This is a genomic window from Rudaea sp., assembly GCF_047601565.1.
Lineage (GTDB): Bacteria > Pseudomonadota > Gammaproteobacteria > Xanthomonadales > Rhodanobacteraceae > Rudaea.
The window spans coordinates 1,901,502-1,928,263 of record NZ_JASGIY010000001.1 but is presented as its reverse complement, the minus strand read 5'-3'; the positions used below and the strand labels follow the sequence as shown (position 1 = coordinate 1,928,263).

At 66.6% G+C, this 26,762-nt stretch carries 28 protein-coding genes; 21 read left to right on the top strand and 7 right to left on the bottom strand.

The annotated features are described in order from the left end of the window. Positions 1 to 161: 161 nt before the first annotated feature. Genes QM741_RS08310 through QM741_RS08265 form a run of 10 tightly spaced genes read left to right on the top strand, consistent with a single transcriptional unit; the run spans position 162 to position 11,141 of the window. Positions 162 to 2,528, top strand: coding sequence for a TonB-dependent receptor plug domain-containing protein (locus QM741_RS08310; protein WP_415207244.1), 2,367 nt, complete (start codon positions 162 to 164; stop codon positions 2,526 to 2,528). Next, entirely contained in the window at positions 2,522 to 4,114 is a 1,593-nt protein-coding gene (locus tag QM741_RS08305) for an ABC transporter substrate-binding protein/permease (protein WP_415207243.1), read from the top strand. Before QM741_RS08310 ends, QM741_RS08305 begins: the two co-directional genes overlap by 7 nt. Continuing rightward, on the top strand, positions 4,111 to 4,785 hold the full coding sequence (locus QM741_RS08300) for an amino acid ABC transporter permease (RefSeq protein ID WP_415207242.1): 675 nt from the start codon (positions 4,111 to 4,113) through the stop codon (positions 4,783 to 4,785). Before QM741_RS08305 ends, QM741_RS08300 begins: the two co-directional genes overlap by 4 nt. A 13-nt stretch (positions 4,786 to 4,798) precedes the next feature. Further along, positions 4,799 to 5,542, top strand: coding sequence for an amino acid ABC transporter ATP-binding protein (locus QM741_RS08295; RefSeq protein WP_415209096.1), 744 nt, complete (start codon positions 4,799 to 4,801; stop codon positions 5,540 to 5,542). Further along, positions 5,539 to 6,795 carry an FAD-dependent oxidoreductase gene (locus tag QM741_RS08290; protein WP_415207241.1) on the top strand — a complete coding sequence of 419 codons (1,257 nt, stop codon included), beginning with the start codon at positions 5,539 to 5,541 and terminating at the stop codon, positions 6,793 to 6,795. The genes QM741_RS08295 and QM741_RS08290 overlap by 4 nt, the downstream gene beginning before the upstream one ends. Next, positions 6,792 to 7,523 carry an SDR family NAD(P)-dependent oxidoreductase gene (locus QM741_RS08285; protein ID WP_415207240.1) on the top strand — a complete coding sequence of 244 codons (732 nt, stop codon included), beginning with the start codon at positions 6,792 to 6,794 and terminating at the stop codon, positions 7,521 to 7,523. Before QM741_RS08290 ends, QM741_RS08285 begins: the two co-directional genes overlap by 4 nt. Next, positions 7,523 to 8,884, top strand: a complete 1,362-nt coding sequence (locus QM741_RS08280) for an MmgE/PrpD family protein (RefSeq protein WP_415207239.1) — start codon at positions 7,523 to 7,525, stop codon at positions 8,882 to 8,884. Before QM741_RS08285 ends, QM741_RS08280 begins: the two co-directional genes overlap by 1 nt. 11 nt (positions 8,885 to 8,895) lie before the next feature. Continuing rightward, positions 8,896 to 9,579, top strand: coding sequence for an isochorismatase family protein (locus tag QM741_RS08275; protein ID WP_415207238.1), 684 nt, complete (start codon positions 8,896 to 8,898; stop codon positions 9,577 to 9,579). Further along, entirely contained in the window at positions 9,576 to 10,379 is an 804-nt protein-coding gene (locus QM741_RS08270) for a shikimate dehydrogenase family protein (RefSeq protein ID WP_415207237.1), read from the top strand. Before QM741_RS08275 ends, QM741_RS08270 begins: the two co-directional genes overlap by 4 nt. Positions 10,380 to 10,427: 48 nt before the next feature. Beyond that, a complete protein-coding gene (locus tag QM741_RS08265) occupies positions 10,428 to 11,141 on the top strand; it encodes a dipeptidase (RefSeq protein ID WP_415207236.1) in 714 nt (237 codons plus the stop codon). 74 nt (positions 11,142 to 11,215) lie between these two features. Here QM741_RS08265 and tnpA read toward each other — a convergent pair whose 3' ends face one another. Next, on the bottom strand, positions 11,216 to 11,647 hold the full coding sequence (gene tnpA / locus QM741_RS08260) for an IS200/IS605 family transposase (RefSeq protein ID WP_415206199.1): 432 nt from the start codon (positions 11,645 to 11,647) through the stop codon (positions 11,216 to 11,218). Between tnpA and QM741_RS08255 the strand changes: the two genes are divergently transcribed. From QM741_RS08255 to QM741_RS08220, 8 genes are all read left to right on the top strand, one after another. After that, complete coding sequence (locus tag QM741_RS08255) at positions 11,597 to 12,379, top strand: dipeptidase (protein WP_415207235.1); 783 nt, start codon at positions 11,597 to 11,599, stop codon at positions 12,377 to 12,379. The genes tnpA and QM741_RS08255 overlap by 51 nt on opposite strands. Before the next feature lie 141 nt (positions 12,380 to 12,520). Continuing rightward, a complete protein-coding gene (locus tag QM741_RS08250; RefSeq protein WP_415207234.1) occupies positions 12,521 to 12,766 on the top strand; it encodes a FeoA family protein in 246 nt (81 codons plus the stop codon). After that, positions 12,763 to 14,640 carry a ferrous iron transporter B gene (gene feoB / locus QM741_RS08245; protein WP_415207233.1) on the top strand — a complete coding sequence of 626 codons (1,878 nt, stop codon included), beginning with the start codon at positions 12,763 to 12,765 and terminating at the stop codon, positions 14,638 to 14,640. Before QM741_RS08250 ends, feoB begins: the two co-directional genes overlap by 4 nt. Next, positions 14,637 to 14,942 (top strand): DUF6587 family protein, encoded by a 306-nt coding sequence (locus QM741_RS08240; RefSeq protein WP_415207232.1) that lies wholly within the window; start codon positions 14,637 to 14,639, stop codon positions 14,940 to 14,942. The genes feoB and QM741_RS08240 overlap by 4 nt, the downstream gene beginning before the upstream one ends. 105 nt (positions 14,943 to 15,047) lie before the next feature. Then, positions 15,048 to 16,574: a glycerol-3-phosphate dehydrogenase gene (gene glpD, locus QM741_RS08235; protein ID WP_415209095.1), complete on the top strand. Its 1,527-nt coding sequence runs from the start codon at positions 15,048 to 15,050 to the stop codon at positions 16,572 to 16,574. Further along, a complete protein-coding gene (locus tag QM741_RS08230; protein ID WP_415207231.1) occupies positions 16,571 to 17,281 on the top strand; it encodes an MIP/aquaporin family protein in 711 nt (236 codons plus the stop codon). Before glpD ends, QM741_RS08230 begins: the two co-directional genes overlap by 4 nt. 42 nt (positions 17,282 to 17,323) lie before the next feature. Beyond that, a complete protein-coding gene (gene glpK / locus QM741_RS08225; RefSeq protein ID WP_415207230.1) occupies positions 17,324 to 18,826 on the top strand; it encodes a glycerol kinase GlpK in 1,503 nt (500 codons plus the stop codon). A gap of 30 nt (positions 18,827 to 18,856) precedes the next feature. After that, the gene (locus tag QM741_RS08220) at positions 18,857 to 19,084 is read left to right on the top strand and encodes a hypothetical protein (RefSeq protein WP_415207229.1); all 228 of its coding nucleotides are present in this window, start codon (positions 18,857 to 18,859) and stop codon (positions 19,082 to 19,084) included. A 28-nt stretch (positions 19,085 to 19,112) separates the two neighbouring features. On the opposite strand, the gene QM741_RS08215 is transcribed toward QM741_RS08220, so the two are convergent. The 3 genes from QM741_RS08215 to QM741_RS08205 all read right to left on the bottom strand — a co-directional run bounded on the left by QM741_RS08215 (position 19,113) and on the right by QM741_RS08205 (position 21,058). Beyond that, a complete protein-coding gene (locus QM741_RS08215) occupies positions 19,113 to 20,108 on the bottom strand; it encodes a TraB/GumN family protein (RefSeq protein WP_415207228.1) in 996 nt (331 codons plus the stop codon). A gap of 432 nt (positions 20,109 to 20,540) precedes the next feature. Further along, entirely contained in the window at positions 20,541 to 20,738 is a 198-nt protein-coding gene (locus QM741_RS08210; RefSeq protein ID WP_415207227.1) for a CsbD family protein, read from the bottom strand. A 44-nt stretch (positions 20,739 to 20,782) separates the two neighbouring features. Further along, on the bottom strand, positions 20,783 to 21,058 hold the full coding sequence (locus tag QM741_RS08205; RefSeq protein ID WP_415207226.1) for a BON domain-containing protein: 276 nt from the start codon (positions 21,056 to 21,058) through the stop codon (positions 20,783 to 20,785). Between QM741_RS08205 and QM741_RS08200 the strand changes: the two genes are divergently transcribed. Together QM741_RS08200 and QM741_RS08195 are read left to right on the top strand one after the other, a co-directional pair. Continuing rightward, entirely contained in the window at positions 21,002 to 21,742 is a 741-nt protein-coding gene (locus tag QM741_RS08200) for a PAS domain-containing protein (protein ID WP_415207225.1), read from the top strand. The two genes, QM741_RS08205 and QM741_RS08200, sit on opposite strands and share 57 nt — an antisense overlap. Next, complete coding sequence (locus QM741_RS08195) at positions 21,679 to 22,122, top strand: response regulator transcription factor (protein ID WP_415207224.1); 444 nt, start codon at positions 21,679 to 21,681, stop codon at positions 22,120 to 22,122. Before QM741_RS08200 ends, QM741_RS08195 begins: the two co-directional genes overlap by 64 nt. Positions 22,123 to 22,130: 8 nt before the next feature. Here the strand turns inward: QM741_RS08195 and QM741_RS08190 are convergent, their stop codons facing one another. The 3 genes from QM741_RS08190 to trxA form a co-directional block, all read right to left on the bottom strand. After that, positions 22,131 to 22,607 (bottom strand): ArnT family glycosyltransferase, encoded by a 477-nt coding sequence (locus QM741_RS08190; protein WP_415207223.1) that lies wholly within the window; start codon positions 22,605 to 22,607, stop codon positions 22,131 to 22,133. A 36-nt stretch (positions 22,608 to 22,643) separates the two neighbouring features. Further along, entirely contained in the window at positions 22,644 to 24,170 is a 1,527-nt protein-coding gene (rho, locus tag QM741_RS08185) for a transcription termination factor Rho (RefSeq protein ID WP_415207222.1), read from the bottom strand. Positions 24,171 to 24,477: 307 nt separating this feature from the next. Beyond that, positions 24,478 to 24,831: a thioredoxin TrxA gene (gene trxA, locus QM741_RS08180; protein WP_415207221.1), complete on the bottom strand. Its 354-nt coding sequence runs from the start codon at positions 24,829 to 24,831 to the stop codon at positions 24,478 to 24,480. Positions 24,832 to 25,079: 248 nt separating this feature from the next. Here trxA and QM741_RS08175 point away from each other — a divergent pair, with 248 nt between their 5' ends. Further along, entirely contained in the window at positions 25,080 to 26,729 is a 1,650-nt protein-coding gene (locus QM741_RS08175) for a DEAD/DEAH box helicase (protein ID WP_415207220.1), read from the top strand. Positions 26,730 to 26,762: the final 33 nt, after the last annotated feature.

The following is a 26,762-nucleotide window of genomic DNA, read 5'->3' as shown; positions in this document are numbered from 1 at the left end:
GGCTGGCTTCGCTGTGCAACAGGTCCGGAAATCCATGCTCGGCAGGGCTCGGCGCCCTCCGTCACCGATCAACTTCCGGATTGTTCACCCGTGGCCATTCACCCGTGAGCAGGCCGAGTCTCGTTAGGGGTTTTATCATGCAGCCACGCAACAGATTCGCGATGCAGCAGCTCGCTTTCGCCATCCTCAACGTCATCGGTGCCGGCAGCGCCTGGGCTGGCGATACGCCCGAGACGATGAGCGCCGTGGTGGTCACCGGCACCCGCGCCGAGAACCGCACCGCGGCGGAGTCGATGCAGCCGATCAAGGTGGTCTCGGCCAAGGCCCTGGAGGAAAGCGGCAGCGGCGAACTGGGCGAGGCGCTGTCGCGTCTGGTGCCCTCGCTGAACTTTCCGCGCCCGGCCAGCTCTGGCTTCACCGGCATCATCCGTCCGGCGCAAATGCGCGGTCTGAGCCCGGATCAGGTGCTCGTGCTGGTCAACGGCAAGCGCTGGCATACCAGTGCCTTCCTCAACACCAATGTGACCCAGGGCCGCGGCTCGGCGCCCGTGGACCTGAACACCATCCCCATCTCCGCCATCGACCATGTCGAGGTGCTCAGCGACGGCGCCTCGGCGCGCTACGGCTCGGACGCCATCGCCGGCGTGATCAACATCATCCTGAAGAACGACGGCGAGGGCGGCCAGGTCAATGCCAGCCTCGGCCAGTACGGCGCGGGCGATGGCACCCAGCGTCATCTCGACGGCGACGCCGGCTTCGCCCTGTCCGACCGGGGCTCGGTGCATGTGAGCTTCGACGGCAACTACAACGGCTATACCAACCGCGCCGGCCCGGACCTGCGCAATCCCGGGACTCCGGGATATGGCACGGTCGACTATCGGCTCGGCGATCCCGAGGTGAGGAACGGCAAGGTGCTGGTGAACGGCGACTTCGCCTTCAGCGACAGCCTCAGCGCCTACGGCTTCGCTTCCTACAACCGCGCCAACGGCGATACCTGGGACGCCTTCCGCAACGGCCGCGGCTCCCCCTACGACGCCCTGGCGTACCCCAACGGCTATCTGCCGCGCCTGCACTCGCAGGACGAGGACCGCTCGCTCGTGCTGGGCCTCAAGGGCGACATGGCCGGCGGCTGGAAGTGGGATGCCAGCGTCGACTACGGGCAGAACGGGATCGACTTCTACACCCGCGACTCGCTCAACCGCTATCTCTTCCGCGACACCGGCAACCGCCAGCAAGACTTCGACGACGGCACCCTTGAGAGCAGCCTGACGGTGTACCAGTTCGCCCTGAGCAACGAGCTGAACGTGCCCGGCCTGTCCCATCCGGTATCCGTGGCCACGGGCGTGGAATACCAGCACCAGACCTACAAGGAAATCGCCGGCGAGCCGGACTCCTACTACGGCACCGGCGCCGAAGGCTTCTCCGGCTTCACGCCGGACAACAGCGGCAGCTACGGGCGCGACCTGTACGGCCTGTATCTGGACATGGAGACCAATTTCACCGACAAGTGGCGTTCTTCGCTGGCCGTGCGCTACGACCGCTACAGCGACTTCGGCGGCGCGCCCACCGGCTCCTTGTCCAGCCGCTACGACTTCAACCCGCAGGTGGCGGTGCGCGGCAGCATCTCCACCGGCTTCCGCGCGCCCGCGCTGGCGCAGGAACACTACTCGGCGACCACCAGTGCGCTGAACACCACCATTAATGCCTATCAAAACCAGAGCACGGCCCCGGTGGACGATCTGATAGCGCGCCTGCTCGGCGCCGAGGATCTGAAGCCCGAGAAATCGCAAAGCATCAGCGGCGGCCTGGTATTGCAACCCACCGACCGCCTCAGCGCGACCGTGGACGCATACCGCATCCGCATCGACGACCGCATCACCCTGTCCAGCAACCTCGACGTGCAGAACGCCGCGGCTCAGGCCTACCTCGCAGCCAACGGCATTACCCCCAACCTGTACCAGTCGGTGCGCTACTTCACCAACGCGGTGGACACCCTCACCACCGGTGTCGATGTAACGGCTCAGTACCGCTATAACTTCGACAACGGCGGCCGGCTGAGCAACGCTCTGAGCTATTCCTACGCACATACCCGGGTGACCGACGTGAAGCCCAATCCGGCGGTGCTCAGCGAGAACGGCCTGACCTTGCTGCGCATCGACCGCCGCGACCGCTACGGCGTGCTCACCGACAGCACCCCGCGCAGCAAGCTGTCGCTGGCCACCGACTACAACATCGGCAGTTGGGGTCTGCACAGCAATCTGGTTCACTACGGCAGTTTCGTCGCCATCAGCAACACCGGCCCGGCCTACGACCAGACCTACGGCGCCAAGTGGGTGCTCGACCTGTCCGCCAGCTACCACGTGAAGAGCTGGGAGTTCACCGTCGGCAGCGACAACGTCGGCGACGTCTATCCGGACAAGCGCAACACCCTGAACAACCCGGGATACCAGAACGTCAAGTACATCTCCTATTCGCCGTTCGGCATGAACGGCGCCCTCTACTACGTCAAGGCCAGCTACCAGTGGTAAGGAGTTGCCTGCTCGCCCTGGTCGGCGTCCTCGCGCTGACCTTGGGCAGTGGCGCGAAGGCCGGGCCGGTGCTGCAGCGCATCGCCGCCAAGGGCGTGCTCAATGTCTGCACCAACGTCGAGAACCGGCCGTTCGCCTACCTCAGCCCGAATGGCGAGGCGCGCGGCTTCAACATCGACCTGGCCGAGGACATCCGCCAACGCCTGTCGCTCGAACTCGGCCGGCCGCTGAGTCGACAAACCATCCCTACCAGCGGCGCCAACCGCGTGGTGTTCCTCGATCAGGGCAAGTGCGACTTGATCATCACCGGCTTCAGTGCGACCGCCGAACGCGAGCGCCTGGTCGACTTCATCACGCCGAACTTCTACAGCTCCGGCGCCGTGCTGCTGGCCCGCCGCGGCAGCGCCCCGCCCAGTTGGAAAAGCCTGCGCGGCCAAGCGCTGTGCAGCAGTCACGGCTCCACCTACAACGAAGCGGTGGCCGAACGCTACGGCGTGCGCATCCTCGCCTTCGCCGGTCTGACCGAGAGCGCCCAGGCGCTGCGCGACGGCCGCTGCGTGGGACAGGTGATGGACGAGGCGGTGGCACGCATGCGCCTGAGCGATTCGGCGGAATGGGCGGATTTCGCCATCGTCCTGCCGCCCATCCTCGAAGCGCCGTGGAGCATGGCGATCGCTCATGGCGATCCGGAGTTTCGCGCGCTGCTCGACCGCTACTCGCGGCAATGGCGCAGCGAGGGAGTGCTGGAGCGTCTGGAGACGCGCTACGGCCTGCCGCACAAACCGGTGCTGGAGGTAACCGACGAGCCGCACGGCGGCCTTGACGAGCAGGGCGTACCGCGCGTGCTGCGGCAGGTGGCGGCGGCCTTCGCGCAGCTCTCGCAAAGCAGCGGCTGGAACTTCAGCGTGTTCTACGACGGCTGGTCCGCCCGGTTGTTCTTCGGCGGCGTGCTCACCACGCTGCGCCTGGCGCTATTGTGCATGCTGGTCTCCTGCGTCATCGGCCTGGCCGGCGCGCTCGCCACCCGCGGGCCGCGCCCGCTGCGCTGGCTGGTGCTGGGCTACGTCGAATTGCTGCGCAACACGCCGAGTCTGGCCCAGTTGTATTTCCTCTATTTCGGCGTCGGGGCGCTGCTGCGCGGCGCCCAGCCAGGCACAGCGCAGCCTTGGTACGCGGATGCGTTCTCGCTCGCCGCGCTGTGCATCAGCCTGCACTACGGCGCCTTCGCCGTGGATGTGTTCCATGCCGGCTTCCTGGCGGTGCCAAAGGCCACCCGCGAGGCGGCACTGGCGCTGGGCTATGGGCGCTGGGGCCGGTTGCGCCATGTGGAGTTGCCGCTGGCCTTGCGCGCCAGCCTGCCGGCGCTGGGCAACAACCTGGTGCAATTGATCAAGGGTACGGCCATCGCCTATGCAGTGGCGGTACCCGAGATGCTCTACAGCGCCCAGGAAATCTGGAGCGAACGCAACAACGTGGTGGAAATGATGCTGCTGGTCCTGCTGACCTATCTGGTCTTGATGGGGTTGCTGGCTGCCGGCCTCACGCACCTGGAGCGGCGCCTGCGGCTGCCGGGGGTGGGGCTGTGAGTGGTTTCAGCGCGCTGTGGCCTTGGTTGCCGCTGTTGGGCCGCGGGCTGCTGGTCAATCTGGGCATGGGCGCATTGGCCATGGCTCTGGCCTGTCTGTTCGGCACGTTGCTCGGCGCCGCCCAATTGGCCCCGTCGGTGTCCGTGAGCCGGCCGGCGCGGTGGCTTACCCAACTGCTGCGCAATGCGCCGTGGCTGGTGGTGATGTTCTTCATCATGCAGTTGCTGCCCTACGAACTGGCCATCGGCACCGGCTGGCCGCTGCCGGCGTGGCTCAAGGCGGTGTTGGCGCTGGCGTTGCCGGCTGCGGGCAACTTCGCCGAAATCGTTCGCGGCGGCTTGCGTGCCGTGCCGCTGGCGCAGTGGGAGGCGGCCACCGCACTGGGCTACGGTCAACGGACGCGGCTATGGCGGGTGATCCTGCCGCAGGCGGCATGGCTGATGCTGCCGCCGTCGATGGGCCTGTACTGCGTAGTCACCATGTCGACCCCGTTGGCCAGCTTGGTAGGCGTCAGCGAGGGCCTGAGCGTGGCCCAACAGGTGCTGGCCGCCGAGGCGCGCACCGAACTGCTGCTGCCGGTGTACGGCCTCGTGCTGCTGGCGTTCTTCCTCTACATCTTCCCCATTTCCCTGCTGGCGCGCGCTCTGGAGCGCCGCTGGGCAGGCAGGTAGGTAGCCCGTGAGCATCCGTGATCTCAAATCCCCCTTCATCGAACTGCGGGACGTGCGCAAGTCCTTCGGCCATACCGCCGTGCTCAATGGCGTGGACCTCGCCGTGGCGCGCTCCGAAGTGGCCTGCATCATCGGCCCTTCCGGTTCCGGCAAGAGCACGGTTCTGCGCTGCATCAATGCGCTGACCCGCATCGACGGCGGCAGCGTGCGGGTTGGCGACACCCGCGTCGACGATCCGCATCTGGACGCCCAGGCGTTGCACCGCCGCGTCGGCATCGTGTTCCAGGGCTACAACCTGTTCCCGCATCGCACCGTGCTGCAGAACGTGATGATGGCGCCGATCCAGGTGCTGCGCCGGCAGCGCGGCGAAGTCGAAGCTCAGGCCCGCGAGCTGCTGGCCAAGGTGCATCTGGCCGGCAAGGAACATGCTTATCCCGGCGAGATTTCCGGTGGCCAGCAACAGCGCGTGGCCATCGCCCGCAGCCTGTGCATGCAGCCGGAGGTGATGCTGTTCGACGAAGTCACCGCGGCGCTGGATCCGGAAACGGTCAAGGAGGTGCTCGGGGTGATCCAGGAGATCGCCGCCGAGGGCATGACCTGCCTGTTGGTCACCCACGAAATGCGCTTCGCCCGCGAAGCGGCCGACTACTTGTATTTCATGGACAAAGGCAGGGTGGTGGAGCACGGTGTGGCCAAGCAGGTGTTCAGCGCGCCGACCGATGCGCGAACGCGTGCCTTTCTGGACAAGGTGCTATGAGCGTTAGGCGCTCGCCGTTGCGGGCGGACGTGGCGGTGGTCGGCGGCGGCGCGGCTGGAATAGGGGCGGCGCTCGGCGCCGCGGCCTGCGGTGCGCGCGTGGCGCTGATCGAAGCCTATGGCTTTCTCGGTGGCACCGCCACCGTGGCCGGCGTTCAGGCTTACTGCGGCTTCTATACGCGCGGCGCCGAGCCGAAACAGGTGGTCGCCGGCGTCGGCCAGCGCGTACTGGAGGCGTTGCAGGCGTTGGGCCACGACGTGACGCCGAAGGAGCAGAGCACAGGCAACTGGATCCTCCTGCTCGATCCGGAGCGGCTCAAGCGTGCCCTGGACGGGCTGGTGCTGGCGGCCGGCGTCGAGCCCCTACTGCACTGTAGGGTGGTGGCGGCGGAAGAACGGGACGGACGCATCGACAGCCTGCTCTGCGCCGATCCGCAAGGGTTGTTCGAGGTACACGCGAAACATTTGGTGGACGCCACCGGCAACGCCAACCTGGCGGCCCTGACTTGGCCCGAGCGCATGCGCCCACGGCGCCAGGCGGCGACGCTGACGGCGCGGCTGTCCGGACTGGATCCGGCGTGCGCCTACGGCAAGGACGACCTGCGCCGAGCCGCCGCGGACTACCAGCAGCGTACCGGCACGCCCCTGGCCCGCGGCAACGGCGGCTATTTCGTGCCTTTGCCGTGGAGCGACGCTTGCTGGGCCATGATGGTCGACGTCGATCTGCCCGACTGCACCAGCCTCAGCTTGGCACATGCCGAGATGCAGGCGCGCGCCATCGCCCACGATTACCTGCTGTCGCTGCGCCGCTGCGTGCCCGGTTTCGCCGGCGCGCAACTGGAAGTCACGGGGCCGGCGCTGGGCATCCGCGCCACCCAACACATCGCCTCGCAGGGCGACGCCATCCTCGACGATCTGGTGCACGCCCGCCGGCATACCGACGGCATCGCCCGTTCCGGCTGGCCCGGCGAGCTGCACCCGCGCGCGGGCGTCACCGAGTACCGCTGGATAGCCGGCGACGATTGGTTCCACGTGCGCTATGGCGCCTTGCAGCCCGACGCCGACGGCAACCTCTGGCTGGCCGGCAGCAGCATCGGCGCGGACGACGCCGCCTTCGGCTCGATCCGCGTGATGGGCTGCGCCTTCGCCACCGGTCAGGCCGCCGGCGTGGCCGCCGCGCTGTCATCCTCCGCCAGCCGCGCGCCGCTGCGGGCGGTGCAACAGACATTGATCGACCAAGGAGCTTTACTGTGAACCTTCCCACTTCCCGCCCGCCGGCGCGCCGCGTGCTGGTCACCGGCGCCGCCAGCGGCATCGGCCAGGCCGTGGCGCTGGCTTTCCTCGAAAGCGGCGACGAGGTGCTCGGCTGGGACTTGCATGCGGACACCACGCAGGCCTTTCCCATCCACGCCGTGGACATCCGCGACCCGGCCGGCGTGCAGGCCGCGGCCGCGCAACTGCAGCCTCTCGACCTGCTGGTCAACTGCGCCGGAATCGCCCGCCGCGGCCATGCCGCCAGCCTAGCGGCGGAGGACTGGCGCGCGGTGATCGACACCAACCTCAGCGGCACCTTCTACTGCTGCCAGGCCGCCTTCGCCGCACTCAAGGCTTCCGGCTCCGGGCTCATCATCAACGTCGCCTCCTTCGTCGCCCATCGCTCCGGGCCCGGCCGCGCCAGCTACGTGGCGAGCAAGGCCGGCGTGGTTGCGCTGACCGAAGTGCTGGCACTGGACTTCGCCGAGCACGACGTACGCGCCATCTCGGTGAGCCCGGGCTACACGCGCACCGCGATGGTGGAGCGGGCGTTGCAGGCCGGGCGCCTCGACGAGCAGCGCCTGCTCGCACGCATACCGGCGCGGCGCCTGGCGGCGCCCGCGGAGATCGGCCGGGCGATCCGCGCCCTGGCCGACCCGGCGCTCGGCTACGCCAACGGCTGCGACTTCGTGATCGACGGCGGCATCATGGCCAACGGGGTGGAGTGATGGCGATGACGCTCGATCGACAGTGGGTCGACAACCACATGGCCCTGCTGCAAGAACCTATTCCGGCAACGGTGCGCGAGGCGCTCGGCGTTCTGGTCGCCGACACCGTGGCCATCGCCAGCCACGCTCGCCGCGAGCGTATCGGCGGCGCCCGCGTCGACTTCGGACTGATCAACGCGCAAGCCCAGGGCTGCGCGGTGTGGGGCGCGGACTACCACGCCACACCGGCCGATGCGGCCTTTCTCAATGGCTGCGCCGCCGAGGTTCTGGACTTCCAGGAAGTGCTGATCAATCCGCGCAACAACGGCCATGCCGCCGTGGTGATCGTCCCGGCGCTGCTGGCACTGGCCCAACAGCGCGGCCTCGGCGGCGAGCGTTTGCTGCGCGCGCTGTGGGTGGCCTTCGCCGCCAACATCCGTCTGGCCGAAGCGCTGGGCCGCGGGCACCGTACCGGACGCCCCGGCTTCCGCACCACTTCGGTGCTGGCGCCTGCCGCCGCCGCGCTGGGCGCTGCGGCGCTGGTGAGCGACGATGCGGAACTGGCATTGAATAGCGTGGCCCTTTGCGCCAGTTCGTTGAACGCCGGGTTGCTCTCGGGTTTGTCGCCGCAGGTGGGCAGCTACAGCCTGGACAAGGACTTTGCCGTCGGCTTTGCCGCCCGTCACGCGGTGCAGGCCCTGCAACTGGCCGAGGCGGGCGCCGACGGGCCGCGCCAGCCGCTGACCGGCGAGCATGGCTGGCTGGCCAGCTTCGGTTTCGGTGCCGAACAGCCGCAAAGCCTGCTCGGCGACCCGCTCGAGGCCGACCTCGGCAGCTACGCGATCAAGCCGTACCCGGCCTGCTTCGGCTGCCAATCGGCCATTCGTGCCGCGCTGATGCTGGCCGAGCGGGTGCCGCTGGCGCGTGTCGACAAGGTGCGCGTGGAGGTCAACCAGGGCAGCGCCAGTTCGCTCTCGACACGCAGCATCGGCAGCTCGCTGGCGGCGCGCTTCAGCCTGCCGTATGCAGTGAGCGGCGCTTTGGTGCGCGCCCGCTCGGGCCTGGCCGATTTCGAAGCGCCGGCCCTGGACGAACCGGCGGTGCAAGCCCTGATGCACTGTGTGGAGCTGTATGCCAGCCCCGAATTGAGCGCCCGGCAGCAGGCTACCGGCGGCTTCCCCGCGATCGTCCGGCTGTTCCACGGCGATCAGGAAATCGACGCGCAGGCCTGCGACGGCCCTCAGGACGGGCTGGATGCAGCGGGCCGCCGGGAACTGTTCCGGGCCAAGCTCGGCGCGCTCTGTCCGCCGCCGTTGACCGAGCGGCTGCTGGCATTCGCCCGGGAACCGGAGCGTGCCGCTGTCTTGTTGTTCCAAACCTGACTCATCGCCCCATGAACATGAACTCGAAAGACCGCCTCGCCAAGCGCAGAATCGCCAGCTACGAACTGCCCGGCGCCAGCGTCCTTGCCCTGAACAAGGTCAAGTGGCCCGTACGGATCCAGGACTGCGCGCTCGTGATCCACGACATGCAGAACTTCTGGCTGGGCTTCTACGATGACTGCTCGACCATGCTGGCGAACGTAGTGCGGCTGCGCGCGCTGTGCAAGCAATACGGCGCGCCGGTCGTCTACACCCAGGCCGAAAAACCCAAGGCACTGGCCGAAAGGGCGCTGGGGCTGGAGATGTGGGGCCCCGGCTTGGCTGCCGGGTACCTGAGCGACAGCGACCGGGCCATCTGCAGCGCATTGACGCCGTCCGAGGACGACTATGTCGTTCGGAAACCCCGCTACAGCGGCTTCTTCAAGACGGAGCTGGAGGACATCCTGCAACGGACGAACCGCAAGCACATCCTGCTGACGGGCGTTTTCGGGCACCATGGCGTGCTGTTGACCGCCGCGGACGCCTATATGCGCAACATCAAGGTCAGCCTGGTGGTGGACGCCATCTCCGACTACTCGCTGCGCGACCATGAGGGCACCCTGGCCTACGTGGCCGAGGTCTGCGGCGCGCTGACCACGACGGCGACCGCCGAGCAGGAATTGCTCGCCAGCGCGCAGGACGAGAGCCGCACGTGAATGTCGACGCTGCGACCCGCGTGATCTTCATGGTGGGCCAGCCGGTCGCGCAGACCAAGACGCCCGCCTTGTTGAACAAGTGGTTCGGCGAACGCGACAGGAACCTCGCGGTGGTTCCGCTGGAGCTGCCCGACAGCGCCGTAGCGGCGTTTTCGCAGTTGCTGGGCGAGGCTGGAAACGTGCTCGGCTGCGTTGTGACCATCCCGCTGAAGGCTCGGTTCTATCCGCTCGTGCACGAGGCCTCGCCGATGTCCTCGGCCCTGCGGGTCGTCAATGTCGTGAAACGACGCGACGATGGGCGCCTGTTCGGCGACATGCTGGACGGCCGTGCGATGGTGCAAGGCCTGCGGGCGCTGGAGGTTGCGCTGAAAGGCCGCAGCGCCTACTTGGTGGGCTGCGGCGGTGCCGGCTCCGCCATGGCCTTCAGCGCCTGCGATGAAGGAGTTCGCCGCCTGCGCCTGCACGATGCGCGGCCCGAATCCGCCCGGCAGTTGGCCGACACGCTGCGCCGGCGGTTCGGCGCCTGCGAGATCGAACTCGGGGCGGACGCACGCGGCTGCGACCTCATCATCAACGCCTCTCCGCTCGGCATGCGGGCCGGCGATGAATTGCCCGTGCCGATCGAGCGCACCGACCCGCAGGCGGTCGTCGTGGACGCCGTGACGTCCGCGAGCACGACGAGTTGGGTCGCGGCCTGCCGCGCGGCAGGCCACACCGTACTGGACGGCAATGCCATCGCCGCGTACCAGCTCCCGCTGATGCGCGACTTCTTCGGCATCGAAACAATGCCAGCCACCTGATATCGGCCGTTGGCACATCCATTTCCGACGAACGAAGGTGAATCGCTCATGCTCTGCCGAAACGTGATCTCCCTCACCCTGCCGGGCAACTTGTTTCGCGCCATGCGCATTCGTACCGTCGCGGCGGCCATTGGCTTGCTGGCCTGCCTTCCATTGCACGCCGCACCGGTGTCCAAAGCGGCGCTGGCGCTGCACAAGCGCGTGCTGGTGCTGGACAGCCACATGGATACGGCGCGGCTGCTGGAACAGCCCGGCTGGAACATTCTGGAGCGCCACGATGCGGCCCGCGACCTGTCCCAAATGGACTGGCCGCGTCTGCGCGAAGGCGGTCTCGACGGCGCTTTCTGGGCCATCTACACACCCCAAGGCAGTCGCGACCTACAAGGCCGCGCCGAAGCTGCCGAACACGGACTGGCGCAGTTGATGCGCCTGCACGACTTGTTGGCGCGCTATCCGCGACAGTTCGGCCTGGCGCTGAGCAGCGAGGACGCCCGGCGCCTGAAAGCCGAGGGACGCCATGCGGTGTTCATCAGCATGGAGAACGCCGAGCCTCTGGCATCCGATCCGGCGCTGCTGGAAACCTACCAACGCCAGGGCCTGCGCATGCTCGGGCTGGTGCACACGAGCAACAATGATCTGGCCGACTCGGCCACCGATGCGCCCGAGTGGCACGGCTTGAGTCCGGCCGGACGACAACTGGTGCATCGCGCCAACTGTCTAGGCGTAGTAAGTATCCCCCGGCAAAGCCGGGGGCTTTATTGATGTGAGCCGCTCAAAGCGGCTTGTGCGGGGACGCTAACGCGGCCCCGCGTTCTTTGGCACCTGTCGGTGCCAACTCAGCGCCACAGATTCAACCGATCCATGCGCTTGTCCTCGTGCTCCTGATTTTGAATGTAGGCTCGTATCTGCGTTTCATCCCGACCTACCGTCGAAACGAAATACCCTCTCGCCCAAAAGTGCTGGCCCTGAAAATTCCGCTTCCGCTCTGCGTACGTACGCGCCAGATGAATCGCGCTCTTGCCCTTGATGTATCCCACCACTTCCGACACCGCGTACTTCGGCGGTATCGCCAAAAGCATGTGGACGTGATCCGACATCAGATGGCCTTCTTCTATCCGGCTCTCTCTTTGCCTCGCCAACTGCCGGAACACCTCTCCAAGATGCTTGCGTAGCTCCGCGCACAAACTCTTTCTTCGACACTTCGGGATGAATACCACGTGGTATTTGCACTCCCATTTTGTGTGGCTCAAACTCTCATACCCGTCCATCGGGACTCTCCGTTTCGTGTGCTTGGCGGCTCACGCTCGGAGTGTTTCCGATGGACTCCCGTAAATGTCAAACTGTTACTGCCACCCCGGCAAAGCCGGGGGAACTCCTATAGTTGTTTAGTCGACGCATCGCATGCGTCGGACGAAGTGTTCGACCAACTGCTGGAAATTTCTCCGGTGCCGATCGTGCTCCCGCATTCCTCCAGCCGCGCAATCACCGATCATCGCCGCAACCTCGACGACGAGCGAATTCTGCGCCTGGCGCACAAGGGCGGAGTGATGCAGGTGACCACCTACAGCAGCTACCTGTCGCAACAAAAGGACGACCCGCGCCGTGCCGCGGCGCTGCAGCCGCTGTATGCGCAACTGCGCCGCATGTCCGCCCTGCAACCTGCGGAGTACCGGGCCCTGGCCGCGCAGATCGGCGAGGTCGAGCGGCGCTACCCCAAGGCCCGGGCCAGCCTGGACGACTTCACGAAGCATCTGCTGCACGTGCTGAAACTGGTCGGCCCGGAACACGTCGGCATCGGCTCGGACTGGGATGGCGGCGGTGGCGTGACGGGGCTGGAGGACGTGGCGCAGTTGCCGCGTATCACCGAACGGCTCATGCAGGCCGGCTACAGCGAGGTACAGATCGTCGATATTTGGGGAGGCAATCTATTGCGGTTGCTGGATCGCGCGCAGGCTTTTCCCACGACCGATACCGAGGGTTACTGCTCGATGGAACCTTGAAATGATTTGAGTTGGCGTTTGCATGAATTTGAAGGGAATACGCGAATCCGACAGATTCGACGGCATCGATCCGATCCCTTCTGCGCATTTTCGGCAACCGGAGTATAATGCGAACCATTCTTATTTAGATGCAGGTTCGGCGTGCTGCTTTCGGAGTTGGCGATGGGTGCATCGGCCACCGTGCTCGACGTAAACGACAACGGGACGAACGATCGGATCGCGCAGCGCCTGCGCGATCTCGGTTTCGTTGCCGGCGAACCCGTTCGCCTCGTCGCGCGCGGGCCGCTCGGCGCGGATCCCCTGCTCGTGCAGATCGGCTACACGCGATTTGCGCTGCGCCGCGCGGAAGCCGCGCGCGTGACGGTCGCGCCCGAGGCGGCGCCATGAATGCCGTCGCCGCTCCGCTGCGTGCGGACGCGCCCCGCGTCCGCACGCATCTGCACGTTGCCCTGGTCGGCAATCCGAACTGCGGCAAGACTGCGCTGTTCAACCTGCTCACCGGCGCGCGGCAGAAGGTCGCCAACTATGCCGGCGTGACGATCGAGCGCAAGGAAGGCCACTACACCGCGCCATCCGGGCGCAGCGTGCGCGTGCTCGATCTGCCCGGCGCGTACTCGCTCGCAGCGACGAGTCCCGACGAGGCAATCACGCGCGACGTGCTCACCGGCCGCCATCCGGGCGAAACGACGCCCGACCTGATCGTCTGCGTCGCCGACGCGACCAACCTGCGCCTGCACCTGCGCTTCGTGCTCGAGATCGCGCGGCTCGGCCGGCCGATGCTGCTCGCGCTCAACATGATCGACGCGGCGGAGCGTCGCGGCATCCGCATCGATACGGCGCTGCTCTCCGAAAAACTCGGCATGCCGGTCGTCGAAACGATTGCGGTCAAGCACGGCGGCGCAAAGGCGCTGATCGCGCAGATCGATCTCTCCAACCCGCTCCCTTCCGACTCCTCCATCGCCGGGGAAGAAGACTCGCATTCCGACCTGCATGCGCAGGTGCGCGTGATCCTCGCCGAGACGGTCAGCATTCCGCGCCGCACCGCCGCCGTCGACGATGCGATCGACCGCGTCGTGCTGCATCCCGTCTTCGGCCTCGCCATTCTCGCGGCCGTGATGTTCCTCATCTTCCAGTGCGTCTACGCCGCCGGCAAGCCGATGAGCGACCTGATCGGCGCAGGCTTCGGCTGGCTCGGCGAACATACCGTCGCAGGCCTGCCCGACGGGCCGTTGAAGGACCTGATCGTCAACGGCCTGTTCGCCGGCCTCGGCACCGTGTGCGGGTTCCTGCCCGAGATCCTCGTGCTGTTCGCCTTCATCCTCTCGCTCGAGGAATCCGGCTACCTGCCGCGCGCCGCATTCCTGCTCGACCGCACGATGCTGTCGGTCGGCCTGACCGGGCGCTCGTTCATTCCGCTGCTGTCGAGCTTCGCCTGCGCGATCCCGGGCATCCTCGGCACGCGCAGCATCGCCGATCCGCGCGACCGCTTGACGACCGTGCTCGTCGCGCCGCTGATGACGTGCTCCGCGCGCCTGCCGGTCTACGCGCTGCTGATCGGCGCGTTCATCCCGGCCCGCCGCGTGTTCGGCGCGTTCAACCTGCAGGGCCTCGTGCTGTTTGCGCTGTACGCCCTCGGCGTCGCCGGCGCGATGGCCGTCGCGTGGACGATGAAGCGCCTGCGCCGCGACAAGAGCGAGCATGCGCTGATGATGGAGCTGCCTTCCTACCGCATGCCGCATCCGCGCGACGTGGCGATCGGCCTGTACGAGCGCGGCATGATCTTCTTGAAGCGCCTGACCGGCGTGATCCTCGCGCTGACCGTGCTGATGTGGGCGCTGTCGAGCTTCCCCGCGCCACCCGAAGGCGCGACGGGGCCGGCGATCGACTACAGCTTCGCCGGCTACCTCGGCCATGCGCTGGCGTGGATCTTCTCGCCGCTCGGCTTCAACTGGCAGATGAGTCTGTCGCTGATTCCCGCTTTCGCCGCGCGCGAAACCGCGGTGGCCGCGCTCGCCACGGTCTATTCGGTCGCCGGCGAAAGCGATCTGCCGCAGGCGCTCGCGGCGAATTTCTCGCTCGCCAGCGCCCTGTCGCTGATGGTCTGGTTCGCCTTCGCGCCGCAGTGCATGTCGACGCTCGCGGTGATCCGCCGCGAGACCGCCTCGTGGCGCAACGTGGCGCTGTCGTTCGGCTACATGTTCGTCGTCGCCTACGTCGCCTCGTTCGCGACCTATCAGATCGCAAGGGCCTGCGGCGCATGAGCTACGCGATCTTCCAGTACGCCGCGATCGCGCTGATCCTCGCCTGGAGCCTCGGCTTCGCCGCGCAGCGCCTGTTCCCGCACCGCTGCCGCGCCGTGCAGGCGCAGCTCGCGCAGCATCTCACCACGTCGCCGCACGCCGCCTTGCGCGCGCTCGGCGCGAAACTCGCGCCGCAGCAGACCGCGAGCGGCGCCGGCTGCGGCAACGACGAGGGCTGTTCGACCTGCGGCACCTGTTCGCCCGCGCCGCCGCCGGCCGGCAACGTCCATCCGCTGGTCTTTCATCCGCGCCCCAAGCGCTGATCGCGCCGGCGACGCGCGACGATCCTTCCGCTCGCCGTCCGCGCGAGCCTGCGTCCGGTTCTCGCCTCCGTCCGAATCTGCGAAGATGCGGCGGTGCTGGAGCAAATCCAAAACCGGGTCGACGTGCTCGTGGTCGGGGGCGGCATCAACGGCGCGGCGATCGCGCGCGATGCGGCCGGACGCGGCCTGTCGGTGCTGCTCGTCGAGCAGGACGACCTCGCCGCGCATACGTCGAGCGCGAGCAGCAAGCTGATCCACGGCGGCCTGCGTTATCTCGAGCAGTACGAAATCTCGCTCGTCGCCAAGGCGCTGGCCGAGCGCGATGTGGTGCTGAACTCCGCGCCGCACAACGTGAAGCCGCTGCGCTTCGTATTGCCGCACGAACCGCACCTGCGGCCGGCGTGGATGATCCGTGCGGGCCTGATGATGTACGACCGCCTCGGCAGGCGCCGCGCGCACACGTTCCCGCATTCGCGCCGCGCGCGGCTGCGCGATCACGTCGCGGGAGGCGCATTGCAGCCGCAGTTCGACACGGGATTCATCTATTCGGACGCGTGGTGCGACGACGCGCGCCTGGTCGTGCTCAACGCGCTGGCCGCACGCGAGCGCGGCGCCGGGATCGCCACGCGTACCCGCTGCGAGTCGGCACGGCGCGGCGCTCGCGCATGGACGGCGCGGCTGCGTGGCACCGACGGCGCATCGCGCGAAGTCGAAGCGCGTGCGCTGGTCAACGCCGCCGGCCCGTGGGCGGCGAGCTTCCTCGACGAGATCGCCCGCGTGCCGCATGCGCACGCGCTGCGCCTGGTCAAGGGCAGCCACATCGTCGTGCCGCGTCTGTACGAGCATGCCTACGCGTATACTTTTCAGCAAAGCGACCGCCGCATCGTGTTCGCCATTCCGTTCGAGCGCGACTGGACGCTGATCGGCACGACCGATCTCGAATTCGCCGCCGCGCCGGAAACGGTGCGTATCGACGCCGACGAAATCGCCTATCTTTGCGCCGCGGCCAACCGCTATTTCGTGCGCCGGATCGCGCCGCCGGACGTGGCATGGAGTTATTCGGGCGTGCGTCCATTGCTCGAAGAGGCCGGCGTGTCCGCCTCCGAAGTGAGGCGCGATTATCTGCTCGACTTCGACGCCGGCGGCGGCGCGCCGCTGCTCAACGTCTTCGGCGGCAAGATCACCACGCACCGCAAGCTCGGCGAAGAAGCGCTCGATCTCATCGCGCCCGCGCTCGGCAACGCGCACGGCGCGTGGACCGCGGACGAGCATGCGCGCCTGCCCGGCGGCGAATTCGCCGAGGACGCGTTCGACGACGAAAATCCGTTCGACAAATTCCTGCACGCGGTCGTGCTGCGCTGGCCGTGGCTCAACGCGGGGCAGGCGCTGCGCTACGCCCGCGCCTACGGTTCGCGCATCGAGCGCGTGATCGGCGATGCGCGCAGCCTCGCCGATCTCGGCGAGCATTTTGGCGCCGGCCTCCATGCGGCCGAAGTCGAGTATCTCGTGCGCGAAGAATGGGCGCGCAACGCGGACGATATTTTGTGGCGGCGCAGCAAGCTCGGACTGCGTTTCGATGTAAAAGGACGGGAACGATTGGAAAAATATCTCGGGGAGGCAACTCAGCGATGAGTCCGTATCTCGGCGAATTTCTCGGCACGGCGACCTTGATGCTGCTCGGCAGCGGCGTGGTCGCGGGCGTGCTGCTGCCGCAATCGAAATCGCAACATGCCGGCTGGCTGGTCATCGCCGTCGCCTGGGGCTTCGCCGTATTGTTCGGCATCTACGCCGCGGCGCCGAGCGGCAGCGGCGCGCACATGAATTGCGCGCTGACGATCGCGCTGGCGGTGCTCGGCAAGTTCCCCTGGGCGCAGGTGCCGGGCTACCTCGCCGCGCAGGTTTCGGGCGCGGCGGTCGGCTCCACGCTGGCGTACCTCGCCTACCTGCCGCACTGGAAAGGCGATCTCGATCCGCTGGCCAAGCGCGCGGTGTTCTGCACGGCGCCGGCGATCCGCAGCTTTCCGGCCGCGATCCTGTGCGAAATGATCGGCAGCTTCGTGCTGATGTTCGGCGTGCTGATCATCGGCGCGAACAAGATGACCGAAGGCCTCGCGCCGTTCGCGGTGGCCGGCCTCGTCGTCGCGATCGGCCTGTCGCTCGGCGGGCCGACCGGCTACGCGATCAACCCTGCACGCGACCTCGGCCCGCGCATCGCGCACGCGCTGCTGCCGATTCCCGGCAAGACCGATTCGGACTGGACCTACGCCTGGGTGCCGGTGCTCGCGCCGATCGCGGGCACCCTGCTCGCGGCCGGCTTCTGGCGAGCGTTCTACGGCTGAGGCAAATTGCAAAAAATATAGAAAGATACCGCGGAGGGAAGCATGGGCCAGTACGTCCTCGCCATCGACCAGGGCACGACGAGTTCGCGTGCGCTGCTGTTCGACCACGCCGGCAATATCGCCGCGAGCGCGCAACGCGAATTCACGCAGAAGTTTCCGCAACCCGGCTGGGTCGAGCACGATCCGGTCGAGATCCTCGCCAGCGTCGAGGCCACCGTCGCCGAGGCGATCGCAATGGAACGCGTGCCCGGCCAGATCGACATCGCCGCGATCGGCATCACCAACCAGCGCGAGACGGCCGTGGTCTGGGAACGCGCGACCGGCAGGCCCGTGCACGACGCGATCGTCTGGCAATCGCGGCAGACGCGCGCGATCTGCGACGAGCTGATCGCCGCCGGCCACGACGCGCTCGTGCGCGCGCGCACGGGCCTGCTCATCGACGCGTATTTCTCCGCGACCAAGGTCAAATGGATCCTCGACCGCGTCGATCCCGCGCGCGAGCGCGCGAAGCGCGGCGAACTGCTGTTCGGCACGATCGACACCTGGCTGATCTGGAACCTGACCGACGGCAAGGCCCACATCACCGACGCGAGCAACGCCTCGCGTACGCTTCTGTACAACATCCACGAACAACGCTGGGACGACGACCTGCTCGCCCTGTTCGGCGTGCCGCGCGCGATGCTGCCCGACGTGCGCGCGTCGAGCGAGGTCTACGGCCATACCACGCATTTCGCGCGCGGCAGGTCGATCCCGATCGCCGGCGTCGCGGGCGACCAGCAGGCCGCGCTGTTCGGCCAAGCCTGCTTCGCGCCGGGCATGGCCAAGAACACCTACGGCACCGGCTGCTTCATGCTGATGAACACGGGCATCAAGCCGGTCGCATCGAAGAACGGGCTGCTGACCACGATCGCCTGGAACATCGCCGGCAAAACCGAATACGCGCTCGAAGGCTCGATCTTCGTCGCCGGCTCGGTGATACAGTGGCTGCGCGACGGCCTGCGCCTGATCGACGCGGCCGCCGATTCGGAAGCCTACGCGCGCCGCGCGAAATCGAACGAGGGCGTCTACCTCGTGCCGGCCTTCGTCGGCCTCGGCGCGCCGTACTGGCGCAGCGACGTGCGCGGCGCGATCTTCGGCCTGACGCGCGGCACGCGCAAGGAGCATCTCGTGCGCGCCGCGCTCGAATCGATGGCCTACCAGACGCGCGACGTGCTCGCCGCGATGCAGGCCGACGCGGGCCTGCAACTATCCACGCTGCGCGTCGACGGCGGCGCGATCGCGAACGATTTCCTTGCCCAGTTCCAGGCCGACGTGCTCGGCGTGCCGGTGCAGCGCCCGAAGCAGCTCGAAACGACCGCGCTCGGCGCCGCCTATCTCGCCGGACTTGCGGTCGGCTTCTGGCAAAGCCGCGAGGAGATCGCGCGGCACTGGGCGGTCGGCCGCGACTTCGCGCCCGAGCTGGACCGGGCCGAGCGCGAGAAACTGTATCGCGACTGGCAGCGCGCGGTCGGCGCGACGCTCGAATTCCGCATCGCGTCAGGCTGATCGCATGGCCGCACGCGACGGACGTTGCGCATGAACGGACAAATTCGCATCGAAACACGGGCGTTCGAGGTCGAAGACGAGCACGGCGTACGCGCGATCGTGATCCACACGCAGCCGGTGCGCGTCGACGAGCACGGCCACGCAAGCGAACTCCCGCTCGGCGCGGAATGGCGGCTGCGCGACGGCGAATCGGTTTTCCCGTTGTCCGAGGACGAATTCCTCGGCGCGCACGGCAAGCGCTGGCGCAGGATCGCGTAGCGGCGCGAAGCCTCGACGAACCGGCCTCCTACTGCGGCTCGTCGATCACGTAGCCTTTCGCGCGCAGCTTCGCCAGGCGTCCGTCGGAATCGATCATTTCGGAAATCGGCATCACCGCGAACGTGCTCGCATTGTTCCACAGCGCCGCTTCCGCGGCCGCGAGCCATTCGCTCCGGATGCGGTTCTTCGCGCCGTCGATCTTCTCGCGCAGGTTCGCGTTGGCCGCGAGCGCATTGAGGCATACGCTGCGCTGATCCGGATAAGGCAGGCTTTTCAGCTTGTCGAGATCGCCGACCGCCCACGCGTTCGCACGCGCGCGCATCGCATCGAGATCGGTTTCCAGGCGCGCCATCGTCGTCGCGAGGCAGTCGATGTCGGCCTGGCCCGCCGTGCTTTTGAAGTCGACGATCGCCTGGCGCGCATTGTCGACCGGAATCGGCACGTCGATTTCCCTGACCGGCACGCGGTGCCGTTTCGCGATCTTCTCGATCACGGGCCACAGCGCGTTCTTATTGGTCATGCCCGACTTGCCGATCGCCTTTCCGTACAGTTCGTTCGCGGCGAGGATCGGGCGCAAGCGTTCGACGCCGTCGTCGTTGCCGAGCCAGCGCTGCTTGAGCAGCAACCAGCGTGCGTACAGATCGGGCGGCAGGATGTCCTTCAAGGTCTTGCCGTCGGCGTTCTTCTTCGCGCCGAGCGCGGCCGGAAGCAGGAACACCGCGCGGAAGAATCCGACCTTCACTTCGCCCTGCGCGTCGGCCAGCACTTCCTGCGAGGACGCGATGATTTTTTCCACATCATCGGAACGCCAGCGGATCGTCTTAGGCAAAGGCGCTTGCGTGCCGAGGATCCACAGCACGTGATCGCTATCGCGGCGCGTCACTTTCCACAACCCAGGTCCGGGCTGTTCGCCGGTGACGAGTACGGTGTCGAGCATCGGCGGCGCTGCCGGCGGATCGCCCATAGCGGCATGGGACTGCACGATCGCGGCAAGCAGCAGCGGAATGAGAAACCATGCACGCATGAGGCGACATCGAAATGCCCGTAGCGAGCGAGACTATGCAGCGCGCACTGAATTGGCGATGAAAACCTTCTCGTGGCAGCGAAGAGGCAGGGATAGGACGTTGCTCGCGGCCCGCTTCGCGCAACGCATGACGGCGACGATATCCACTCGAGCATCCACGCGTTGACGATGCCGGGCAGGTCCGAGCCGCTCGGCCGGGGCCAGCGCCAGGCTCAGGCGGAACCGATCGAACGCCGGACCTCGGCATGGTGCAAAACGCGTGTCGACCCTTACAGCAGATGGGTGAAAACGTAAATCAGCGCAAGCAGGCCGGCGGGAACGCCGAACAGCCAGGCGAGAAGATATTTGCGCATTGCTGTCTCCTTAAAAAGGAAGCGGCTTTCGCCGCTTCCCGAACTACGGACTTGCACTCCCTGTTTCGAAATCCGTTTCTCACAAGCTCCGGTCGAATTCCTTGATCTGCTTGTCCGCCTCGTCCCTGGCGATGCCGTAGCGCTCCTGCAGTTTGCCGGCGAGATATTCGCGGTTGCCTTCGGCAACCTTGAGGTCGTCGTCGGTCAGCTTGCCCCACTGCGTTTTGATTTTGCCGGTGAGCTGCTTCCATTGGCCTTTGATCTTGTCTTCGTTCACGAGTGTTCTCCTGTTGGGTTGGGTGTAAGGGCAACGAGTCGATGTCAGCTCTTCGACTTGAGTCCGGACGAATCGACCTTCGTCACGCCCTTGATGCTTTTCGCCGCAGCGACGGCCTTCTTCACGGCGACATCGTCGGGCTGCACTCCGGTCAGGGCGACGACGCCGTTGGTGGTTTCGACCGAAATGTCCATGCTTCTGACACCTTCGGTGGTGGCAAGCTCGGCCTTCACCTTGGTGGTGATCCAGGCGTCCGTGCCCGGTTGCTCGGACGCGGCGGACGACCCGTCCGCAGCCCGTGCCGAAGCGGCCCCGAGCATCGCCGGGGCGGTCCAGACTGCTGCCGCAAGAATCGCGGCAGAAAGCGGATATGCGTAAAGGTCAATTCGGGATTTCTCGAAATGAGCGGCTATAAGCGGGATGCGGTGCTCGCCGCCTCGATCTACCAGATCGACGTACTCGAGGGAACGCCGAACCGCGACGAAACGGTGGCCAAGCTCCAGCGCGGCGAACCCATCACGCAGACCGAGGCGGTGTTGCGGCTGCCCGGCGATGCACGCAAGTTCGTCATCGTCGCCGGCCAGCCGATCGAAGTGGGCGAAGAGGCATGCATGCTCTTCACCTTCATCGATCTGAGCGCGCGCAAAAAGGCGGAAGACGCGTTGCGCCAGAGCGAGGAACGGTTTTCCAAGGCATTCCGGCTCGCGCCCGTGCCGATGGCGTTGTGCCGTTTGCCCGATTTCGATTTCGTCGAAACCAACGAAGCCTTCAGGCAGGTTTCAGCCGTATTGGCGCGCCGGGAGCGGACGAGGATCAGCGCGATCGCGAACTCAAAACCGGATTGCACCAGGCTGCGGGCAAAGACCTCGCCGCCGGCGAAAGCGTGCGCAACCGCGAAATCATGCTGTACGGCCCGGACGATGCGGGGCTCGATTGCCTCTTGTCGGCCGAAGCCGTGGAGATCGGCGACGAAAGCTATGCGCTTTGCGTGGTCGAGGACGTGACCGAGCGCAAACGCTCGGAGACCGAACTGATCGCGGCGATCGAAGCGGTGATGAAGGATGCGTCGTGGTTCGGCCGCAGCGTGATCGAAAGGCTCGCGCAGCTTCGCCATCCCGGCAACGCCGCGCCTGCAAACCTGGCCGATCTGACCCAGCGCGAGACGCAAGTGCTCGGCTTGATCTGCGAAGGACGGAGCGACTCGGAAATCGCGGCGGCGTTCGGCCTGTCGCGCAACACCGTGCGCAACCACGTCGCCGCCTTGTACGGCAAGATCGGCGTCAACCGCCGCAGTGCGGCCGTGGTATGGGGGCGCGAGCGCGGCATCGGCGGCAGCGCAGTCGCGGCAAAGAGTAGAGCGAGAGGTCCGAGAAGGAGCCGCTGATTTCGAATCTACGAACGCGACAGCGCAGAGCGTCTCCCAGAGCGTGAGCAGCGTGTCAGTGGTGACGAGAGGTTGGCCGCGAGCGGCGGGAAGGCGAAGCTCGCATAAATCAGCGCCGGCAGCCACGGCTGCTCCAGCACCAGGCGCTTGCCGAGCCAGAGCACCAGCAGGATCGTGGCGACGAATGCCAATACGCAGGGCAGGCGTGCGGCGAACTCGTGCCGGCCGAACAGCCCGATCGACGCCGCAAGCGACCAATAGGTTAGCGGCGGCTTGGCCCAGTGCTCGATTTCGTGGTGGAGCATCGGATGCACCCAGTCGCCGCTGTCGAGCATGGCGATGGCGACATCCGGGTAGCGTCCCTCATCCGGCGAATAGAGCGGCCGCACGCCCTGCAGCGCGCAAGCATAGACCAGCGCCGCGACGACGATGATTGCCCAGCGCCGCCAGTTCCCGGCAATGTCGATATGCGCGCGGGGATCCATCGGTTTGCCAATGCGACACGTGAGTCGATGCTTGGATCAGCGCTTCATCGAATTGAAGAACTCGTCGTTCGACTTGGTGTTCTTCATCTTGTCGAGCATGAACTCCATCGCTGCCAGTTCGTCCATCGGATGCAGCAGCTTGCGCAGGATCCAGATCTTCTGCAGCACGTCGGGCTCGATCAAGAGTTCCTCGCGGCGCGTGCCGGAGCGGTTGATGTTGATCGCCGGGTAGACGCGCTTCTCGCTGATGCGGCGGTCGAGGTGCACTTCCATGTTGCCGGTCCCCTTGAACTCCTCGTAGATCACCTCGTCCATCTTCGAGCCGGTCTCGACCAGCGCGGTCGCGACGATCGTCAGCGAGCCGCCTTCCTCGACGTTGCGCGCGGCGCCGAAGAAGCGCTTCGGGCGCTGCAGCGCGTTCGCGTCGACACCGCCGGTGAGCACCTTGCCGCTCGAGGGCACGACGGTGTTGTAGGCGCGCGCGAGGCGCGTGATCGAGTCGAGCAGGATGACCACGTCCTTCTTGTGCTCGACCAGGCGCTTGGCGCGCTCGATCACCATTTCGGCGACCTGCACGTGGCGCAGCGCGGGCTCGTCGAAGGTCGAGGAGACGACCTCGGCGCGCACGCCGCGCTGCATCTCGGTGACTTCCTCGGGTCGCTCGTCGATCAGCAGGATGATCAGGTGCGTCTTCGGGTAGTTGTGCACGATCGCCTGGGCGACGTTCTGCAGCATCATCGTCTTGCCGGCCTTGGGCTGGCTGACGATCATGCCGCGCTGGCCGAGACCGATCGGCGAAATCAAATCGAGGATGCGGCCGGTGATGTCCTCGCTCGAACCGTTGCCGCGCTCGAGGTGGTACATCTTGCGCGGGAATAACGGCGTGAGATTCTCGAACAACACCTTGTTCTTCGACGCTTCCGGCGGCTCGCCGTTGATCGAGTCCACTTTCAGCAGGGCGAAGTAGCGCTCGCCTTCCTTGGGCGGGCGCACGGTGCCGGCGAGATAGTCGCCGGTGCGCAGGTTGAAGCGGCGGATCTGCGAGGGAGAAATATAAATATCGTCGGGGCCGGCGAGATAGCTCTCGTCCGGGGTGCGCAGGAAGCCGAAACCGTCCTGCAGGATTTCGAGCACGCCCTCGGAATAGATGCTGCCGCCGCCACGCGCATGCGCCTTGAGGATCAGGAAGACGATGTCCTGCTTGCGCGCGCGTGCGGCGCCTTCCTGGATGCCGAGGTCCTCGGCCATCTTGAGCAACTGATGCGCGGGCTTGCGCTTGAGGTCGTTGAGGTCGATCGTGACGCCGGTGTTCGGGCCCTGGATCTCGACGAATTCTTCGTCGCCGTCGCTCATTCCGCCGCGGTTGGGGTTGTTGCCGTTGCCACGCTGCTGGTTGCGGTGGCGGTTGCGGCCGCGGCCGCGGCGGTCGTCGCGGCGGCCGCCTTCGCCTTGTTGCTGTTTCGGCGCCTCGCCTTCGTTGCCACCTTGTTGAGCGACGGGCGCGGCGTTGTTGTCGGATGACGGGTTGCGGCTTTCGCCGCCGGTATCGTTGTTTTCGGACACGGGCAAACCTTGGGGTGCCGTTGGAAAAAGGGTGATGGATGCGGCGCCGTCGTTTTCGCGAGCGCGGATTCAATGCGACGCGCGAACGAGACCGGGAGCGCACAGCCCGAGCCTCGAGAAAATTTCCGGATTCGATGCGGCTCGCCGCGATGGGCTAGCCTGCGATTCAATCGTGGGGGTTACGACATGAGACGGGACTTTCGAGCCCCTTGTTGAAGTATACCTTAGCACTTCGGAACGCGCGCGTCCAGCGAACGCCGGGCACGGCTTACGCACCACCGCCGCACGGATTGGCCCGCCGTCCGGTTCAGCCCGCCTTTCGATCCGCGGTTCCGATGGTCTTGTCGATCAACTGCTCGAGCTGCTTCCTGCCGATCGCGCCGATCTGGGTGGCCTGCACCTTGCCGTCCTTGAAGATCATCAGCGTGGGGATGCCGCGCACGTTGTAGTTGCGCGGAGTCTTCTGGTTGTGGTCGATGTTGATCTTCTTGATCTTGATCCTGCCGGCGTAGCTGTCGGCCAGTTCGTCGAGGATCGGCGCGATCATCTTGCACGGGCCGCACCATTCGGCCCAGAAGTCGACCAGCACGGGTTCGCTGGACTTCAGGACTTCGGCGTCGAACGCATCGTCGCTGACATGGGTGATGGCTGGGTTGCTCACGGGCGGCTCCGGTGGAAAGAGGAAAGGGACGCGCTGATGCGGCGGGAAAATCCGGCTTGCGGTACAATGACCCGCTACGCGATCGCCGCGCCGGCTGGATTGCGAGGGGCTCGCCCCCATTTCAGCCGAAGCGCGGACGCATTTCAAGCGGCGCTACGCAAAGCACGAGGTTGGCAGGAGGTGGGGACGATTCCGCCGGGTTTCAACTCCGTAGGCGCGAGATCCTCCCTGTTCACCGTCACGAATCCATGCCAGCCCAAACGCTTACCGATACCTTCTTCGACAGCTTCGACCTGCATCCGAGCCTGATCGCCGGCCTGCACGCCGCGGGTTTCACGCGTTGCACGCCGATCCAGGCGCTGACCCTGCCGGTCGCGCTGGCCGGCCACGACGTCGCCGGCCAGGCGCAGACGGGCACCGGCAAGACCGCCGCCTTCCTCGTCGCCGCCATGCAACGCCTGCTGACTAAGCCGGCGCTGCCCGCGCGCGGCCCGACCGATCCGCGCGCGGTCATCGTCGCGCCGACGCGCGAACTGGCGATCCAGATCGAAAAGGATTTCCAGCACATCGGCCGCGGCACCGGCCTCAAGTCCGCGCTGATCTACGGCGGCGTCGATTACGACAAGCAGCGCGCCACCCTGCAAGCCGGCGTCGACATCATCATCGCCACGCCGGGCCGCCTGATCGACTACTTCAAGCAGCACGTGTTCTCGTTCCGCGCGGTCGAGGTGTTCGTGCTCGACGAGGCCGACCGCATGTTCGACCTCGGCTTCATCAAGGACGTGCGCTTTCTCATGCGCCGCCTGCCCGAACGCGACCAGCGCCAGTGCCTGCTGTTCTCGGCGACGCTGAGCCATCGCGTGCTCGAACTCGCCTACGAGCACATGAACGAGGCCGAGAAGCTCACGGTCGAAACCGAGAACGTCACCGCCGATCGCGTGCGCCAGCTCATCTACTTCCCTTCGACCGAAGAGAAGATTCCGCTGCTCGTCAATCTGCTGTCGAAGAACGAAGCCAAGCGCAGCATGATCTTCGTCAACATGAAGATCGCCGCCGAGAAGGTCGCGCGCGCGCTGGAGCGGCAGGGCTTCCTCGTCGGCATGCTTTCGGGCGACGTGCCGCAGAAGAAGCGGCAGAGCCTGCTCGGCAAGTTCCAGCGCGGCGACATCGAAATTCTCATCGCCACGGACGTGGCCGCACGCGGTCTGCACATTCCCGACGTCAGCCACGTCTACAACTACGACCTGCCGCAGGATGCCGAGGACTACGTGCACCGCGTCGGCCGCACCGCGCGCCTCGGAGCCGAGGGCGACGCGATCAGCTTCGCCTGCGACATGTACGCGCAGAGCCTGCCCGACATCGAGGCCTACATCGGCCAGAAGATTCCCACCACCGCGATCGACCGGGCGATGCTCGTGATGCCGCCGCCGCGCCCGCGCTCCAACCTGCCCACGACCGGCGTCGAAGACGAGGACGACGGCAGCGTTCCGGTGAAGGGACCGCCGCCGTCGCGCTCGCGCGGATCGCGCTCGCCGCGCGGCGAGCGGGGATCGCGGCGCGAGGGCGGCCAACGCCCGCATGCGTCGTCGCCACGTCCCGCTGCCGTTGCGGCAAGCGAGCAGAAGCTCTCGGTCGCCCCGCACTCCCCCGCTGCGGGTGGCGAAACCGCTGCCGACGGAACACGCCGGCGTCGCCGCCGTGGTGGGCGCGGGCGGCGCCATGGCGAGCGCCTCGAAACGGCGAACGTCGTCGGCACCGAAGCCATCGCCACATCCAAGGGCAAACCAGCCACGATTCCGACCGCGGCCATTGCCGCGCCGGCCGTCGCCGAAGCGAAGCCGGTAGCGAAGAAATCCGGCTTCTTCCACCGCGTCGCACGGCTGTTCAAGCGCTCCTGAGCGGCACGCTTGCCCGCTCACGGGCTGATATGA

What these genes read in the sequence shown, in the direction of transcription:
- QM741_RS08265 (WP_415207236.1), top strand. Translation starts at nt 10,428, where the DNA reads ATGCTCTGCCGAAACGTGATCTCCCTCACCCTGCCGGGCAACTTGTTT.
- QM741_RS08205 (WP_415207226.1), bottom strand. Translation starts at nt 21,058, where the DNA reads ATGCTCGGGGCCGCTTCGGCACGGGCTGCGGACGGGTCGTCCGCCGCG.
- glpK (WP_415207230.1), top strand. Translation starts at nt 17,324, where the DNA reads ATGGGCCAGTACGTCCTCGCCATCGACCAGGGCACGACGAGTTCGCGT.
- QM741_RS08290 (WP_415207241.1), top strand. Translation starts at nt 5,539, where the DNA reads ATGAGCGTTAGGCGCTCGCCGTTGCGGGCGGACGTGGCGGTGGTCGGC.
- tnpA (WP_415206199.1), bottom strand. Translation starts at nt 11,647, where the DNA reads ATGGACGGGTATGAGAGTTTGAGCCACACAAAATGGGAGTGCAAATAC.
- QM741_RS08240 (WP_415207232.1), top strand. Translation starts at nt 14,637, where the DNA reads ATGAGCTACGCGATCTTCCAGTACGCCGCGATCGCGCTGATCCTCGCC.
- QM741_RS08310 (WP_415207244.1), top strand. Translation starts at nt 162, where the DNA reads ATGCAGCAGCTCGCTTTCGCCATCCTCAACGTCATCGGTGCCGGCAGC.
- QM741_RS08275 (WP_415207238.1), top strand. Translation starts at nt 8,896, where the DNA reads ATGAACATGAACTCGAAAGACCGCCTCGCCAAGCGCAGAATCGCCAGC.
- QM741_RS08280 (WP_415207239.1), top strand. Translation starts at nt 7,523, where the DNA reads ATGGCGATGACGCTCGATCGACAGTGGGTCGACAACCACATGGCCCTG.
- feoB (WP_415207233.1), top strand. Translation starts at nt 12,763, where the DNA reads ATGAATGCCGTCGCCGCTCCGCTGCGTGCGGACGCGCCCCGCGTCCGC.
- QM741_RS08215 (WP_415207228.1), bottom strand. Translation starts at nt 20,108, where the DNA reads ATGCGTGCATGGTTTCTCATTCCGCTGCTGCTTGCCGCGATCGTGCAG.
- QM741_RS08190 (WP_415207223.1), bottom strand. Translation starts at nt 22,607, where the DNA reads ATGGATCCCCGCGCGCATATCGACATTGCCGGGAACTGGCGGCGCTGG.
- QM741_RS08230 (WP_415207231.1), top strand. Translation starts at nt 16,571, where the DNA reads ATGAGTCCGTATCTCGGCGAATTTCTCGGCACGGCGACCTTGATGCTG.
- QM741_RS08175 (WP_415207220.1), top strand. Translation starts at nt 25,080, where the DNA reads ATGCCAGCCCAAACGCTTACCGATACCTTCTTCGACAGCTTCGACCTG.
- QM741_RS08220 (WP_415207229.1), top strand. Translation starts at nt 18,857, where the DNA reads ATGAACGGACAAATTCGCATCGAAACACGGGCGTTCGAGGTCGAAGAC.